This window comes from Rhodopseudomonas pseudopalustris (genome assembly GCF_900110435.1).
Lineage (GTDB): Bacteria > Pseudomonadota > Alphaproteobacteria > Rhizobiales > Xanthobacteraceae > Rhodopseudomonas > Rhodopseudomonas pseudopalustris.
The window spans coordinates 352,643-368,842 of the sequence record NZ_FODT01000002.1; the positions used below are offsets into that span (position 1 = coordinate 352,643).

The window sequence follows — 16,200 nt, forward strand, 5'->3', positions numbered from 1 at the left end:
TTTCCGGCGCGTTACCACACCCCTCAACCCTTCGCGCAGGCTGTCCCATGTCCTTCAATACATTCGGCCACATGTTTCGCGTCACCACCTTCGGCGAGAGCCATGGGGTGGCGATCGGTTGCGTGGTCGACGGCTGCCCGCCGCTGATCCCGCTGACCGAGGCCGACATCCAGGGCGATCTCGACCGCCGCCGGCCCGGCCAATCGCGCTTCACCACCCAGCGCCAGGAAGCCGATCAGGTGAAGATCCTGTCCGGCGTGATGGCGCATCCGGAGTCCGGCGCGCAGGTCACCACCGGCACGCCGATCGCGCTGATGATCGAGAACACCGACCAGCGCTCGAAGGACTATTCCGACATCAAGGACAAGTATCGGCCCGGCCACGCCGACTTCACCTATGAGGCCAAATACGGCATCCGCGACTATCGCGGCGGCGGCCGTTCCTCGGCGCGGGAGACCGCGAGCCGGGTCGCCGCTGGGGCGATTGCGCGAAAAGTGATCGCCGGCATGAGTGTGCGTGGCGCGCTGGTGCAGATCGGGCCGCACAAGATCGATCGCGAGAAGTGGGATTGGGACGAGATCGGCAACAATCCGTTCTTCTGCCCCGACAAGGACGCCGCTTCGGTGTGGGAGGCCTATCTCGACGGCATCCGCAAGAGCGGCTCGTCGATCGGCGCGGTGATCGAGGTGATCGCCGAGGGCGTGCCCGCCGGGCTCGGCGCGCCGATCTACGCCAAGCTCGACGGCGACCTCGCCGCGGCGCTGATGAGTATCAACGCGGTCAAGGGCGTCGAGATCGGCGACGGCTTTGCCACTGCCGCGCTGACCGGCGAGGAGAACGCTGACGAGATGCGGATGGGCAATCACGGCCCAGCGTTTCTCTCGAACCACGCCGGCGGCATTCTCGGCGGCATCTCCACCGGCCAGCCGGTGGTGGCGCGGTTCGCGGTGAAGCCGACCTCGTCGATCCTTTCGCCGCGCAGGACCGTCGATCGCGAAGGCCATGACACCGACATCCTCACCAAGGGCCGTCACGACCCCTGCGTCGGTATCCGCGCGGTGCCGGTCGGCGAGGCGATGGTCGCCTGCGTGCTGGCCGATCATCTGCTGCGCCATCGCGGCCAGGTGGGCTAGCTCTGCGCTGAGCGTTCACCCTGGAAGCCTCGCTGCGTCATCCTCACTCAGCCAGCGCGATGCAGCCGATCTATCGTTCGCCGCTATTCCTCCGGCTCGGTGGTGAATAGCAGTGGATAGCCCTTGACGCGGCCGGCGTCGGTGGCGCGGGTGGCTTTGGTCTCTGCGACATCCTTCGTGAACACCGCGACGACGCAGACGCCGCGCTGATGCGCGGTCAGCATCACTTTGTAGGCCTGTTCCTCCGTCATCCGGAACTCGGCCTTCAGGATCATCACGACGAACTCGCGCGGCGTGAAGTCGTCGTTGACGAGGATCACCTTGTGCAGTTTGGGCCGCTCGAGCTTCGGCTTGGCCTTGGTCGACGGCTTGGTGACGATTTTGCCCATGCGTTGAACCGGTGCTGATCGCTGGTAGTTTACAGCCTCGGCTGGGATCAGGAAACCCACGGTCGCTCGGCGATCTGCGCAGTTTCGGTGCAGCGCGTCATTTTCCGGCGCTTTCACTATTGTTGTTACTGACTGAAACGTGATCGCGGCGGAACCGGCTTTGCCGCTTTTCGTCGTCAGCATAGCGTGACACGATCATGTATCCTCGACCGGAGGGCGCACGATGCGCTGGTGGGTCTCGATCGGAGCGGTGGTTGCCGCCGTCTCAGCGGCCGGCATGGTCGGGGGACTCGCCGCGCCGAACCGGGCGGCGCCGATCGCCGATCGCAACGACGACGCCATGGCGGTGGATGTCGAACTGGTGCTTGCGGTCGATGTCTCCTACTCGATGGATGTCGACGAACTCGCGGTGCAGCGCGAAGGCTACGCCGAGGCGCTACGCTCCAGCGACTTCATGAAGACGTTGAAGACCGGGCCGAACGGCCGCATTGCCGTGACCTATTTCGAATGGGCGGCGGCGAGCGATCAGAAAATCATTCTGCCGTGGCAACTGATCGACGGGCCGGAATCGGCCGATGCGGTCGCTACCGAAATCATGAACGCGCCGCTGCGGCGGGCGTCGCGCACCTCGATCTCAGGCGCGATCAACTTCGCGATGCCGCTGTTCGAGCAGAACGCTTATCACGGGCTGCGTCGCGTCATCGACATCTCAGGCGACGGGCCTAACAATAACGGCGAGCCGGTGACGCTGGCGCGCGACGCCGCTGTCGAAAAAGGCGTCGTCATCAACGGCCTGCCGATCATGGTGAAGGAGCCATCCTACTCGACGATGGATATCGAGAACCTCGATTATTACTACGAGGATTGCGTGATCGGTGGTCCCGGTTCGTTCGTGGTGACGATCAAGAGCCGCGACAAGTTCAAGGAAGCGATCCGCACCAAACTCGTGATGGAAGTTGCCGGCCGCACCCCGCCACACCGCATCGTCCCGGTCGCCGACAGGGCGCAGACGCCGCGGGTGTCGTGTCTGGTGGGCGAGAAGATCTGGCAGGATAGATGGGGGCGGTGACCTTCCATCTTCTCCCCGGTAGAAGATGGAAGGTTATTCCGGGGCGCGCGCAGCGCAAAGCGGAAGCCCGAGGTTGTCGGGACGACGCGATGAACAGCGCGTTGCCATCACCCCGCCGCCACCCAATTGCCGTGAAAGCCGTCCGGGACGCGGTGGCCGAGTTGCACCAAGGCGATCGGGCCGCCGGCGATGTCGGCGGCGTTGAACACCGCGAGGTCGCTGCGGTTTTCGCAGCTGCGCCAGATCACGGTCAGCAGCCAGCCATCGGCTTCGGCTGAATCCGGCTTGCGCGGCACGAACACCGGCTCGCCGATGGTGTCGCCGGTTGGCAGCAGATAGCGCGCGCGACGATGGCCGTTGCCGTCGACATGCACGAGTCCGGTGAGCATCCCGAGCATCGGCGTCTCCGGGCTGGCGCAGGCGTACCAGCCGTGGCCGCTGCGCAGGCCGGCGCGGCGCTCGTCGATCCGCGGGAATTCGCCGCTGATGTCGTCGAGATAGCTGCGCTTGAAGGCATTGGTGTTGCCGGCGAGGTCGAAGCTCCAGCGGCACAGCCGCGCGCGGCCCTTCTCGGGATCGGTGCGGCGGCCGTCGGGATGGGTGAACAGCGGCGCTTCCTCGGATTGCATCACGTCGGCGACGATCTTTGTCCCGTCCTCCCACGCATTCATGACGTGGAACACGAAGCAGGCGTCGCCGCGAAACCAGCGGATGTCGCGCGTCGTGCCGGTGCGCTTCATCACGCCGACATAGGAGCCCTTACCGGGGTCCCAGGCATAAGGCGGCCGACCGCGCATCGCCCGCCAGATGCTGCCGGTCAGCGGCAGGATCGGAAACAGAACGTAGTTCTCGGTGACGATGAAGTCGTGCACCATCGCCGCGTAAGGCGCCTTGAAGTACTCGAATCGCGTCACATGACCCGACGCATCGATCGCGCCGAAGGACATCGTCCGTTTCAGCGGCCCGGCGGCGTTGTAGCCGAAGAACAGCATCTCGCCGGTCACCGGGTCGATCTTCGGATGCGCGGTGAACGGCCCTTTCAGCGCGCCGCCATAGTCGCAATAGCCGCGGGTCGCCAGCGTGTCGCGCTCGATCTCGATCGGCAGATGCGCCTCTTCCAGCGCGAGCAGCCGGCCGGCGTGAAACACGATGTTGGTGTTGGCGACGTTGCCGTCATCGGGCGCCGAGCGCGGCGCGTCGGGCAGCTTGAGGTTGAACTCGCCGTAGAGCGCCCGACCGGCGGCATGTTCGGCCAGCCATTTCGGCGTGCGAACCCAGCGGTTTCGATAGCTGGCGCGGCCGTTCTCCAGCCTGAAAGCATGGAGCATCCCGTCGCCGAAGAACCAGTGCGCGTTCGGCGAAGCGAATTGCGGGTTGGCGCCGTTGCGATACAGCGTGCCGTTCAGCTCGCGCGGCAGCTCGCCTTTGATCGGCAGAGACGGCGCGTCGCATTCCATCGGGATCGGTGCAAGATTATCGCACGCATCCGGAATCCCCGTTACCTGCAGCATGTCGTGCTCCTGGCTGCGGTCCGCGCCGCAGCGGCGATCAGTTCAAGGTCAGCAGCCGGCCGAACGGCTGAATCGTATTCCTATGCGTCTCCGGCACCGCCCAGATCACCGGCCAGCGCGGCTTGAAATCCGCCGGACCCTCGAGGTCGGTCAGCACCACGGCGATGTCCGGCCTGTGCCGGTCGGCTTCGGCGAGCAAGGGGGTGAAGTCGGTGCCGCCGCCGCCGGCGAATTCGATCTCGCTCAGCACGAAACGACGGCCGGGCTCGAAGAATTCCACCTGCCGCACCCGCTCGTCGCCGATGATCAGCACCAGCCCTGCTTCCTGCCGCCGCGTGATGGTCTCGATCTCGCGCGCGAACCGTTCCATCAACCCTTCATCGATCGAGCCGGAAACGTCGATAATCAGCGCCAGCCGCGGCTCGTTCTTGGTCGCGCAGAACCCCGGCTCGAACGGCATCCGGTGTTGGCCGGCTCGGCCCTGATTGGCGATGTAGGAGCGCGCCGGCCGCGACCAGGTCAGTGACGGCTTTCGTGCCAGGCCGCGTGCCAGTTGCACCCTCAGCACTTGTGCCCAGGGCGTGCGGGTGTGCGGCAGGTCGGCGATCAGCGCGCGCAGCATCGAGAACGCGCCGTCGCCGGCGTGGCCGCGCAGGATTCGCTCGCTCCATTCGCGGGCGTGTTCGGCTTCGTGCTCCGGCGCGGATTGCGATTCCGGGTTCGGCACCAGATCGCGAACGCCTCCGGCGCCGAGTTCGCGGACCTTGGCGGAGCGTGCGCCGTCGGCGCGCTGCTCGGCGCTTTGTTGTTCAGAACTGGATTGCGACCGGGATTGATCGCGGCCGCCGGAGCCGGACGCATCGGCCTGGGAGCCCGCCTGAGATTTGTTGCCGGACTTCGACTTGCCGTTGTTGCTGTCGGTGTCGCGATCGTCGATCGCGCGATACAGCTTCTCGACATCCCATTCCAGCAATGCCGCCTCGGCCTCCTGCTCGCGCTTGAGCGCCTTGGCGAGGATCTGCTCCAGCATCACCGATTTCGCGGGCAGCGTCAGCCAGCTCAGATGCGCCAGCGTCGAGTTGACGATGGCGTCGGCGCAGATGTTGAATAATTCGAGGTCGACATCACCGATCACGCGCTGCAGTTCGACGAAGCGTTGCGGATGTCGCAGCGCGATGTGCAGCACCTCGTGGGCGACGAGCCCGACCTGTTCGGGCAGCGCCAGCCGCTCGAACGCCGCGCCGTAATACACCACAGTGCCGTCGGTGAACGCTACTGGCGCTACGTCGCTGTCGGCCGGCAGGTCCTGATGCCGCACCCATAGCGCGAGTCCGCCGGTGGATGGCGCGAACTCCACCATCCGCTGGATTGCGCGTGTTCCGCGATGGCAATACAGCGCAGCGGCCTCAGGCATCCTGCATATCCATTTGCCGGCGCTCGCCGTAGCGGGCATAGGCCGGGCTGTCGAAGATCGCGGCCTCGAGGCCGTTCTCCAGCGCGCGCTGTATCAACAGCTCCATCGCCAGCGTCTGCGCCTCGCGGATCGGCAGCGGCACCGCGCCGCGGATGTCGGGGAGTTGCTCGATGATTTCGAGCGCGCGCGCCAGCGTCGGCTGATCGGTGCAGGCCGCGAGCAGCCCGTACAGCATGCCGTACAGTGCATCGAGGGTTTTGGGGAGAAGCGCTGCGGTGTCCGGGCCCGGGCGTGCCGCGAGCAGACGCGCCACGTCGGTGCCGGCCTTGATCTCGCGCAGCACCCCGAAGAATTCCGCCGCGTTGGCGGCGCCGATCCGGCCCTGCACGAACAGCCGCTTGGCCTGATCGGAAAGTCCCGACTTCAGCACGTTGGAGATATCCTCCCAGCCGCGCGGGCTGGCGCCGATCAGATGATCGCCGGCGAGCTGGGCCTGCGTATCGTCGAGCTTGTCCGGGCGGATCTTCAGATAGGCCATCACTTCCGGCGCGAAGTCGCGGGCCATGGCGTGGCTGAGGAAGGCGTCGATCGCGGTCTGCACGTTGAAGTGGAACATGCGGTCGGCGAGCGCCGTGCCCATATCGTGGCTGATCGCGCCGTGGAAGCTGGCGTTTCCGGCGGCGACAACCAGCCAGCCGTCCGGCAGTTGGTAGTTGCCGACGCGGCGGTCGAGGATCAGCGAATAGGCCGAAATCTGCAGCCGCTGATCGGCGGCGGTCAGCTCGTCGAGGAACAGCAGGCCCTCGGGCTGGTCGGCGGACGGCAGGAACTCCGGCGGAAACCACACCGTTTTGGCGAGGTTCTCGTCCGCGTAGATCGCGCCGCGGATATCGACCGGCTCGATCGTAGTGAGGCGCAGATCCACCAGCGGCACCTTGTAGTGCTCGGCGACCTGGCGCACGACCGACGACTTTCCGACCCCGCGGGTCCCCCACAGCATCGACGCACGGCGGCGCAGCGTCGGCTCGGCATATTGTTCGATCAGCGCCGCCTTCGCTGCAGCGATCGAGACCGGGGGAATGTTCATCGGATTGCCGTGCATGGATCGGCTCCTCGGTTAGGTCAGCTGAACGTCGAGAGTCTGCGGCGCGGCCGTCTCGATCTGTGGATGCCACGCGGCGTGCGTGATGCGGCGCGGGAGCGGCGGAATCTCCATCGATGGGATATCGCGCATGCCGAATGCGCCGATCATCAACAGCGGCGGCGCGCCCATCAGCAACAGGTTGACGATCGAATCCTGCGGGATCTCGACAAGCGTCAAGCCAGCTGCGCCCAGAATTAGGCCGCCGAAGAACAACAATGGCAGCGAGCGCCGCAGCGCAACGACCCAGCGCGCCCGCGCCAGCGCGTCGTGATAGGCAGCCGGCGGCTGCGTCAGCGTATGCGTGAGATGCGCGACCGTTTTCTCCAGCCGCGCTTCGATTGCGCGGCTCAGTTCCGGCTCAGCGCCGCGCACCTTGAGCTTGCCGCTCCAGCCGGCCTTGCTCTTGCGCAGCGGCGACCAGGCCCAGCCGAGAACCGCGAGCAGATCCTCCGGCAGTTCGGCGCCGGCGACCTTCGGCGTGATGTCGATCTCGACGGGGTAGCCCTTCACATGCGCCGGACGCAGCACCAGTGTGAAGCCGGCGATGTCGGCCACGCCGCGCAGCAACTCGCGTGTTACGGCAGTCGGGGCGGCGTTCTTGCCGCTGTCGCTCGGGATCAACCGATAGTTCAGCGCCACGATCGTGCCGTCCACTGAGCGAAACTGCTGATGCGGCAGCACGGCCTCGATCCGCGCCAGCAATGCGTCGGGATCTTCGCCCTGGGTCTCCAGGGTCGCCGACAGGCCGCAAGCGTGCGTGAGTGTGCGTGTGAGCACACTGAAGCCCTGCCGCGGATTATCGAGCTGGAGGACTTCGCAGGCGTTAACGCCGGCTGGGTCGGCTTCGTTGTGCGTGACCGGCTTGAAGATCAGCCGGCGGTTGATCCGCTCACTGGCGTCAAGATCGACATGAAAGCCGCGGTGCGTGAACGGGCGCACCAGGCCCAGGATCTCGTGATGCGTGAGCGGATGCGTCGGCGGCGCGTCGAGGCCTGCCGAACCGGTGAGAAGCCTTGCGTAGTTCATTTGCGTTCAACACCTCCGAATTCGGTGCCTCATCACATGACTTGCATTGTCAGTTAACAGCGTTCGCATTGCTCAATGCAACTCGAAAACCCATGCCGCGCCCTCGATGAGGGGAGCGTCGCTTCACATAATCGTGCGGCGGCGCTCCTTCCTGTGTCAGGCGCTCACGGCAGTCGCGTCAGTCGGCGCTGACACCGCCAGAAACTGATCGTATGAACGGACGACCTCACCCAGAACTTCGAAGTGAAGCATCGCGCCTGCGTCGAACTTTACGATAGTCCAGTTCGAGCGTCCTGCGACGCGACTCTTGTGGCGGTAATCCACGAAGTCGCCACGCACGCCATGCGCCATCCAAACCGGCAGGCGTAGCGATTCGTAAATGCGAAGGATATCCTTGCTGAACATATAGCCGGAAACAAAGTAGTACGGCGCGTAGCGTGCGCCGGGTTGATGGGTGGTATGGTAGTCGTAATCGAGCATCGACTCGTCGATGTCTTTCGAGCCCCAGGCCTTTTCGAGGAACTTTCGAATCACCGGCCTCGTTGTTAAGAGATTGAAGAAGCCTCGATCCCACAGTTTGAATCTCAGTGTGCTCAGCAACCAGGATTGGCCACGCGTGGCCGGCTCCGCCTCGTCGCGCGCCTTGCCTTCGAAGCCGGTCGGACTGATCAGGCCGAGAGTATTGAACGCGTCGGGCTTCTCTGCCGCTGCACGTGCGGCGAATTCGCATGACAACGACAGCGCCACCACATCGATCGGCTCCGGTCCGTGAACTTCCTGCACGCGTGCGATCGCCGCATGGACCGCATCGGTCATCAGCCGCGCTGTATACTCGCGGTCGTCGCGGTCGGACTGGCCGAAGCCGGGGAGGTCGACGGCGTGAACCGGGCGATGCTTGGCGTAGTGATCATACAGCGTTTTGATTTCGAAGGCGGAGCCTGCGGCGTTGATGCTGTGCACCAACAGCAGCGGCCGCGTCGTATCGTCGCTAGACGTCAAGCCGAGCGAGTAGGTCGCGAGCCGGCCGACTTTCGTGACGATGTCGGCACGTGCGCCGCCCACCGGGTTGGCGAGGTTTGACCGTGCATAACCCTGCTCGGCGTTCCTCGGTATGGTTGTTTCATTGCTGACGACCGACATCTGCGAATCTCCTCGAGATCAATAGATGGTTGGGCAAATATTGTGGGCCCATTCGGTTCCATCAATGCAACAGCAAAATGGAACTAATTAGTAAAATGGTATTTGCGTATATTTTTTCGGCGCGTTGCGCCACGAATCGTGATCAGCGCGAGCTGTTCGATGGGCGTGAAGAGTCACGCGCGGTTGACGTCAACAGAGTAGTTAGTTGTCGTGACCGGAAGATGGTTGTCCGTTCGGCTTGACACGAACGCCCTTGCGCAGTCGCGTCCACGGCAATGACGCGGTATCTGCCGGCATCGCGCCCGGCGCGGCGCAGATCAACAGCCGCTCGGCAATCGGCTGGAAATCGGCGCGGAAATGCACCGAGCTTTTGACGACGAGGATCGCCTGTTGGGTCGGCTCGATGCCGACATAGCGATACATCGCCTGATCGGCCAGTTGGGCCTTGTGCGAGGAGACGACGACGCGGACATCGCCGATGCGCAGGCATGCCGACGGCCCCATCTCCATCTCGCGGCCGCCAAAGTATGGGCCGGGCGCAATGAAGCGGCCTTCGGACAGGCGCTCGACCACGAAGCTCGCTTCATAAGGGGCGTCGCCCTCGATGCCGGACTTGCCGCCGAGCGCGAGCTGGACAGTCGCGCCGACGCCTGCTTGATGCGCGGCCTGCGCCGAAGCAGGATCGTAGATCACGCCGATTGCGGCGCGTTTCGCGTTGTTGCGCACCAGCGCGCGCAACATCCCGGTGGTGTCGGAGTCGCCGCCGGCACCGGGATTGTCCTGGGTATCTGCGATGATCACCGGTCTGGTTGCGTCGCGCGCGATCTCCATCGCCAGCTGCACGCCGTCATCCGGCGAATAGATCGTGCCGTCGAAGTCGTTCTCGTGGCCGATCACCAGTGCGGCGACTTGGTCCGCAGCCGCATCGGCCTCGGCTTGCGTGCGTCCGTAGGCGAACACGCTGGCGCCGCAATCGGGGAAGTCGGCGGCGGGGAAGCCCGGCGCGAACGACAGCGACGGCACCGCGTCGCTCTGCAGCGCGGCGAGCTTCGCGTAGATGCCCCTGGTCGGCTCGTCGAAGGTGCATTGCCAGGAGATCGGGATCAGGAACGGCAGTTGCCGAAACGCCTTGGCGAGCCTTCTGCCGCTTTGAAAAAGGAGATCGAGATGCTGAGCCGAGGCGCGGCCGGTGTCGGCCATGTCGACATGCGGATAGGTGCGATAGGCGATCAGCGCATCGGCGTGCGCGATCATCGCCGGCGTGACGTTGGCGTGCAGATCGATGCTGACCACCAGCGGCAGGTCGGGGCCGATCACCTTGCGGACGCGGGCGAGAATCTCGCCTTCGCCGTCGTCGAGATGCTCGGTCACCATCGCGCCGTGCAGGTCGAGATACACCGCGTCGAGCCGGCCCGCAGCCTTGATGCCATCGATCATGATCTTCACGATGCGCTCGAACGCATCCTCGGTGACGTGCGCCGACGGGCTGGCGCCGCAAGCGATCGTCGGCGCCAGCTCCCAGCCTTTCATCTCGGCTTCCTCGATGAAACCTGCGAGGCCGACATTGATGCCGCGCATCACCTTGAGCACGTCGGCGCCGAACGTCATCGCCGGCCAGCCTCCGCCATGGACGAAGTCGTCCCAGGTCGCCTTGGTGGGCGCAAAGGTGTTGGTCTCGTGCAGGAAGCCGCCGACGGCGATACGGGTCATGGATGGGGATCTCTTGTCGTTCCGTGGCGCGCAGAGGTAATTCGAAAGGCGCTACGGGGCAAGCAGGCCCCCCGCCGTCTCACACGGCCGGGCCTTTCGCCATCGCGGAGGGCGATCGAGCTGACGGCGATTGATCAATCGCCGAGGAACGCTTCCGGACCATTGACGCGTCCGGTTCGCGCCTCAGGCGAACCGGAACGACATGATTGCTCAACCCGGTGCTGTACGCGCCGGATCCGCCGGACGATCAGGCCGCCGCCTGCTTCTTCTCGTCCCGCAATTCGCGGCGGAGGATCTTGCCGACATTGGTCTTCGGCAGGGAGGTTCGGAATTCGATCTGCCTTGGCACCTTGTAGTTGGTGAGCTGGGTGTGACAGAACTTGATGATGTCCTCGGCGGTGAGGTCGGGATCCTTCTTGACCACGAACGCCTTGACCGCCTCGCTGGTGCGCTTGTCGGGCACGCCGATCACGGCGCATTCCATCACGCCGGGATGGCTGGCGATCACTTCCTCGACCTCGTTCGGATAGACGTTGAAGCCGGAGACCAGGATCATGTCCTTCTTGCGGTCGACGATCTTGGTGTAGCCGTCCTCGCTCATGATGCCGACGTCGCCGGTGCGGAAATAGCCGTCGGCGGTCATCACCAGCGCGGTCTCGTCCGGCCTGTTCCAGTAGCCGACCATCACCTGCGGACCCTTGGCGCAGATTTCGCCGGCGGTGCCGAACGGCACTTCCTTGCCCTCGTCGTCGCGGATCGAAATATCTGTCGACGGCACCGGCACGCCGATCGTGCCGTTAAATTCGGTGACGGTGGCGGGGTTGCAGGTCAACACCGGCGCGGTCTCCGACAGGCCGTATCCTTCGGCGATCGGGCAACCGGTCATCTTCAGCCAGGCTTCGGCGACGGGCCGCTGCACCGCCATGCCGCCGCCGTTGGAAATCTTCAACTTGGAGAAGTCGACCTTGTCGAAGCCGGGCGAATGCAGCAGGCCATTGTACAGCGTGTTGACGGCCGGGAAGCTGTTGACCTGATACTTCATCAACTCTTTGATGAAGCCCGGCATGTCGCGCGGATTGGGGATCAGCAGGTTGACGCCGCCTGCGCGCATCCCCAGCAGGTAGCAGGCGGTCAGCGCGAAGATGTGATAGAGCGGCAGCGCGCAGACGATGAACAACTGGTCGACATGCGGCGGCTTCGCCAGCGCCGGTTGCAGCCAGGCGTCGTTCTGCAGCACGTTGGCGACGACGTTGCGATGAAGCAGTGTCGCGCCCTTGGACACGCCAGTCGTGCCGCCGGTGTATTGCAGGAAGGCCACGTCGTCGGGGCCGAGCGTCGGCTTGGTGAGCTTCAGGCTGCGGCCTGCGGCAACCGCGTCATTGTAAGGCACCGCGCCGGGTAGCGAGTAGGCCGGCACCATCTTCTTGACCTTGCGCACCACCAGATTGACGATCACGCCCTTGAAACCGAGCATGTCGCCCATCGTGGCGACGATAATCTGTTTGACGGCGGTCTTGGCGATCACCTGTTCGACGGTACTGGCGAAGTTCTCCAGCACGATGATCGCCTCGGCGCCGGAGTCCTTGAGCTGATGCTCGAGCTCCCGCGGAGTGTAAAGCGGGTTGACGTTGACGACGGCGAAGCCGGCGCGCAGTACCGCCGCGATCGCGACCGGATATTGCAGCACGTTCGGCATCATCAGCGCGACGCGGGCGCCCTTCTGCAGGCCCTTTCCCTGCAGGTAGGCGCCGAGCGCGGCCGACATCTCGTCCAGCTCGCGATAGCTGATCGCCTTGTCCATGCAGATGAAGGCCTTGCGATCGCCGAAATTTCTGAAGCTCTCCTCGAGCAGGTCGACCAGCGAGGCGTATTGCGTCACGTCGATGTCCGCCGGCACGCCCGGTGGGTAGTGCTTGAGCCAGTTCCGCTCCATGGTCTTTTCCTCGCATCCGGGAGCGCTACGCTCCGCATAATTAATTGTCGCACATCGCCTTGTCGCGGCGAATTGGCCGAAAGGCGCGGCAATTTAATGATTTTGCCCGCCAGCTAAGTATTGAGCGAAGCCGGGACTGAACGCAAGCGGACCAGCGGCGGCAAGCGGGTGTCGGAAGGCCGGGATAGCGCGACGGATTGGCGCTGGGTCAGGTGCCGGGCTTGACCTCGCCGGCAGCGCCTTTCGGAGCCGGCTTGGCCACCGCAGCCGTCGCCGGCTTGGGCTTAGGCGCAGCAGCGGGCTTTGCCGCGGTCGGGGTTTCGGGCTTCGCGTGAGCATGCTTGGGGCCGGCGGGCTTGGCATCTGCAGGCTTGGCGTTTGCAGGCTTGACGTTTGCAGGTTTGGCGCCGGAAGGATTGGGCTTGGTGGTATCGATGGTCACCGCGGTCCGGCTGCCGGGCTTTTCGCCGGCGGTCGCTTCCTTGGCTTCGTCCTTCGGCTTCGCGCCCTTTTTCTTCGCCGTCTTCTTGGTGTTCCTGCCCTCGGCCGCCTGCTGCTCGGCGTCGCTGACCGCAACCGCGATCAAGGCTGCGCCGGTCCGGGTCGGGCCGGTGTAGACCTGAACGGGCTCGGTCGGCGCGGGCGCCGCCGCAATCATGTCGACGGGACGCAGCACCGGCGGAGAGAACATCGACAACGCGGTTTCGCCATTGGCGATGACGCTGGCGACCTGCTCGTCCTCGTCGCTCGCCGGCCGCTTGCGCTTGGGTCCGCACATCTCCTCGCGGAGATTCGGAGGGGTCGCGTCGATCGGCGCGAGGTTGTCGACAGTGCCGAGCGACGGCGTCAGCCACGCCAGCGTATTGGCGGAGAAACCGCGCTCGAGGAGCTGCGCCGCCTTGACCGCGCGGTCCTGACCGGAATTGGCGCCAAGCACGACGGCGATCAGGCGGCGCCCGTTGCGGGTGGCGCTGGCGACGAGGTTGTAGCCGGAGGCGCAGATGAACCCGGTCTTGAATCCGTCGGCGCCGGGGTAGCGGCCGATCAGCTTGTTGAAATTATGCGTGACGCGCTTGCCGAAGCGGATCGCCGGGATGTGAGAGAAATACTCGTATTCCGGCAGGTCGCGGATCATCGCCCGCGCCAGAATCCCAAGATCGCGTGCCGAAGTGACCTGACCGTCGGCGGGAAGACCGTTCGGATTGACGTAGTGCGTCTGCGTCATGCCGAGCCGTTGTGCGGTCGCGTTCATCGTCGCCGAAAAGCCGTCGATCGAACCGCCGACGCCTTCCGCCAGCACGACGGCCATGTCGTTGGCCGACTTCACCATCATCATTTTCAGCGCGTTGTCGACGGTGATCTGGGTGCCCGGGCGGAAGCCCATCTTCGACGGCGATTGCGCGGCCGCGACCGGCGATACGGTCAGCAGCGAGTCGAGCGTCAGCCGGCCTTCCTTTACCGCCTTGAGCGTGACGTAGGCGGTCATGATCTTGGTGACTGACGCCGGGTACCACGGGTAGGTGGCGTTCTCTGCCTGCAGCACCTTGCCGGTGTCGGCCTCGATCAGCAGCAACGCTTCCGCGGAAGCGAGCCGCGGCGCCGCCATCAGCATCAGCGTGGCGGCGATGGCGATCCAGCGTGTCGGCGATCTGCGAAGCTGCGGGGTGGAAGAGTGCACTATCCGAATTCCGGTCCTTGAGATCCGTCCGTCGCGGACGAAGTCTTTACGGGTTGACGTTCGGGTTCAGGCGTTGGCCCAGCAGACCCGACCCTATACCGGCTTGTGATCTTAGAACAGAGCTTGCGGGCGTTAATCGGGGATGAAAGGGGCCGAAATTCGACGGTGCTCAGAGCCTGACTGGCGCATCGTCGGCTGCGGTCGCGACCGCGGCACGCGCTTCCTCCTGCACCATGAACTGCGCCCGCGCCAACTCCGCGAAACGCCCGCGCTGGGCCACCAGTTCGTCGAAGGTTCCACTTTCGATCACCTTGCCGTTGTCGAACACCAGGATTCGCGTGGCGTGTCGGATGGTGGATAGCCGGTGCGCGATCACGAAGGTGGTGCGGCCCTTCATCACCTCGTCGAGCGCGAGATTGACCTTGGCCTCGGTCACTGCGTCGAGCGCCGAGGTCGCCTCGTCGAGGATCAGGATCGGCGGATCCTTCAGCAATGCGCGGGCGATCGACAGCCGCTGGCGCTCGCCGCCGGACAGCATCCGGCCACGCTCGCCCGCATTGGTGTCGAAGCCGAGATCGTTGCGGTCGATGAAGTCGAGCGCTTGCGCGCGTTCGGCAGCCAGCCGCAATTCCGCATCGGTGGCGTCGGGTTTGCCGACACGCAGATTCTCCCCGATCGAGCGGTTGAACAGCAGCGCTTCCTGAAACACCACGCCGATGTTGCGCCGGAGGCCCGACATCGTCAGCCCGCGCACATCCATGCCGTCGATCTTGACGACGCCCGATTGCGGATCGAATGCACGATGCAGGAGCGCGATCGCGGTCGATTTGCCGGCGCCGGTCGCGCCGACCAGCGCAATGGTCTGCCCCGGCAGCACGGTGAACGATAGATCCTCGATTGCCGGGCGCTTGCCGTCATAGGAGAACGACACGTCGAGGAATTCGACCAGGCCCGAGAGGCGGCCGGGATCGATCGCGTCCGGTCGGTCGCGCACCGCCGGGACTGCGTCGAGCACGGTGATGAATTCCTGCAGTCGCGGCGCTTCCATCATCAGGCTGTTGACGAAGCTTACGACTTGCTCCAGCCGCTGGATCAGCAGCGTCGCGAACGAAACGAACATCACGATCTCGCCGACGCTGGTGAGGCCCTGCTGGTTCAGCGCGATGCCGAGCGAGAAGATCGCCAGCACGGTGATCGTGGTCGAGGCGCGGGTGATCACCGTCACCAGCGCCCACCACGACAGCACCGGCATCTGGGCCGCAAGCAGCTTGTCGGCGACGAAGCGCAGGCCTTGGACCTCGGCGTCGATCCGCACGTAGCTCTGTACCAGCGCGACGTTGCCGAGCGCGTCGGACGCGCGCGCCGACAGGTCGCTGTACTGCGCCTCGACCTCGTTCTGCATCCCGTAGGTCTTGCGCACCACCAGCGTGGTCAGCACGGTGAACACCCCGCACAGCGCAAACAGCAGAATCGCCAGCCGCCAGTTGATGTAGAGCGACAGCGGCAGCAGCACGACCAGCGACAGGATCGCGGCGAAGTGCTCGCGGAAGAAGCCGAGCCAGACGCGCCAGAGAGCGTCGGTCCCTTGCAGCATCACCTTCATCAGCCGCCCCGAATGGGTGCCGGTGTGGAAGGTCAGCGGTAATTGCAGGATATGCTCGAAATAGCTGGTCAGCACCGCCTGGCGCTGCCGATGCGCCAGCCGGTCGGCGTGCAGCGCGACGGTGGCCGAGCACAGAATGGTGAACAGGCCGAAGCCGACCCAGGCGGCGAGCAGCGGCCACGGCGATCGGGTCTCCGGCACCAGCGCGCCGGTTGCGAGATTGCCGGACATCACATCGATGATCCGGCCGAACAGCACCGGCTCGGCGAATTGTGCGGTCGCCAGCAGCAAGTTGGCGACCGCCAGGGCCCAGCCGAGACGCCGCTCCTTGCCGAGCAGTTCGAGAACGCGCGTATAAAGACGAAACAGCGACATCGACCGCCCCGAACGATGGAACCTTATGGTTAGATCATTTCGCCGCGCAGCGGAATGAGGGGTGTCGCGAGCTTC

The 16,200-nt window shown here is 64.9% G+C and carries 12 protein-coding genes; 2 read left to right on the forward strand and 10 right to left on the reverse strand.

The window, feature by feature from the left end:
- Window positions 1-47: 47 nt before the first annotated feature.
- Window positions 48-1,133, forward strand: coding sequence for a chorismate synthase (gene aroC / locus BMY71_RS05010; protein ID WP_092682150.1), 1,086 nt, complete (start codon window positions 48-50; stop codon window positions 1,131-1,133).
- Between the two features lie 83 nt (window positions 1,134-1,216).
- On the opposite strand, the gene clpS is transcribed toward aroC, so the two are convergent.
- Window positions 1,217-1,522 carry an ATP-dependent Clp protease adapter ClpS gene (clpS, locus tag BMY71_RS05015; protein WP_011501737.1) on the reverse strand — a complete coding sequence of 102 codons (306 nt, stop codon included), beginning with the start codon at window positions 1,520-1,522 and terminating at the stop codon, window positions 1,217-1,219.
- A gap of 223 nt (window positions 1,523-1,745) precedes the next feature.
- Between clpS and BMY71_RS05020 the strand changes: the two genes are divergently transcribed.
- Window positions 1,746-2,591: a DUF1194 domain-containing protein gene (locus tag BMY71_RS05020; RefSeq protein ID WP_011501738.1), complete on the forward strand. Its 846-nt coding sequence runs from the start codon at window positions 1,746-1,748 to the stop codon at window positions 2,589-2,591.
- 107 nt (window positions 2,592-2,698) lie between these two features.
- Here BMY71_RS05020 and BMY71_RS05025 read toward each other — a convergent pair whose 3' ends face one another.
- From BMY71_RS05025 to BMY71_RS05065, 9 genes are all read right to left on the reverse strand, one after another.
- Window positions 2,699-4,102 carry a carotenoid oxygenase family protein gene (locus BMY71_RS05025; protein ID WP_092682152.1) on the reverse strand — a complete coding sequence of 468 codons (1,404 nt, stop codon included), beginning with the start codon at window positions 4,100-4,102 and terminating at the stop codon, window positions 2,699-2,701.
- A gap of 37 nt (window positions 4,103-4,139) precedes the next feature.
- Entirely contained in the window at window positions 4,140-5,516 is a 1,377-nt protein-coding gene (locus BMY71_RS05030) for a vWA domain-containing protein (RefSeq protein ID WP_092682154.1), read from the reverse strand.
- Window positions 5,509-6,618 (reverse strand): AAA family ATPase, encoded by a 1,110-nt coding sequence (locus tag BMY71_RS05035; protein WP_092682156.1) that lies wholly within the window; start codon window positions 6,616-6,618, stop codon window positions 5,509-5,511. Before BMY71_RS05035 ends, BMY71_RS05030 begins: the two co-directional genes overlap by 8 nt.
- A gap of 15 nt (window positions 6,619-6,633) precedes the next feature.
- Window positions 6,634-7,686, reverse strand: coding sequence for a hypothetical protein (locus BMY71_RS05040; RefSeq protein ID WP_092682158.1), 1,053 nt, complete (start codon window positions 7,684-7,686; stop codon window positions 6,634-6,636).
- A gap of 156 nt (window positions 7,687-7,842) precedes the next feature.
- Window positions 7,843-8,826, reverse strand: a complete 984-nt coding sequence (locus BMY71_RS05045; protein WP_092682160.1) for an alpha/beta fold hydrolase — start codon at window positions 8,824-8,826, stop codon at window positions 7,843-7,845.
- 201 nt (window positions 8,827-9,027) lie between these two features.
- The gene (locus BMY71_RS05050) at window positions 9,028-10,536 is read right to left on the reverse strand and encodes a M81 family metallopeptidase (RefSeq protein WP_092682162.1); all 1,509 of its coding nucleotides are present in this window, start codon (window positions 10,534-10,536) and stop codon (window positions 9,028-9,030) included.
- Between the two features lie 247 nt (window positions 10,537-10,783).
- A complete protein-coding gene (locus BMY71_RS05055) occupies window positions 10,784-12,469 on the reverse strand; it encodes a long-chain fatty acid--CoA ligase (protein ID WP_092682164.1) in 1,686 nt (561 codons plus the stop codon).
- Between the two features lie 208 nt (window positions 12,470-12,677).
- Window positions 12,678-14,147, reverse strand: coding sequence for a D-alanyl-D-alanine carboxypeptidase family protein (locus tag BMY71_RS05060; protein WP_092682166.1), 1,470 nt, complete (start codon window positions 14,145-14,147; stop codon window positions 12,678-12,680).
- Between the two features lie 169 nt (window positions 14,148-14,316).
- Entirely contained in the window at window positions 14,317-16,125 is a 1,809-nt protein-coding gene (locus BMY71_RS05065; RefSeq protein WP_092682168.1) for a glucan ABC transporter ATP-binding protein/ permease, read from the reverse strand.
- Window positions 16,126-16,200 lie beyond the last annotated feature (75 nt).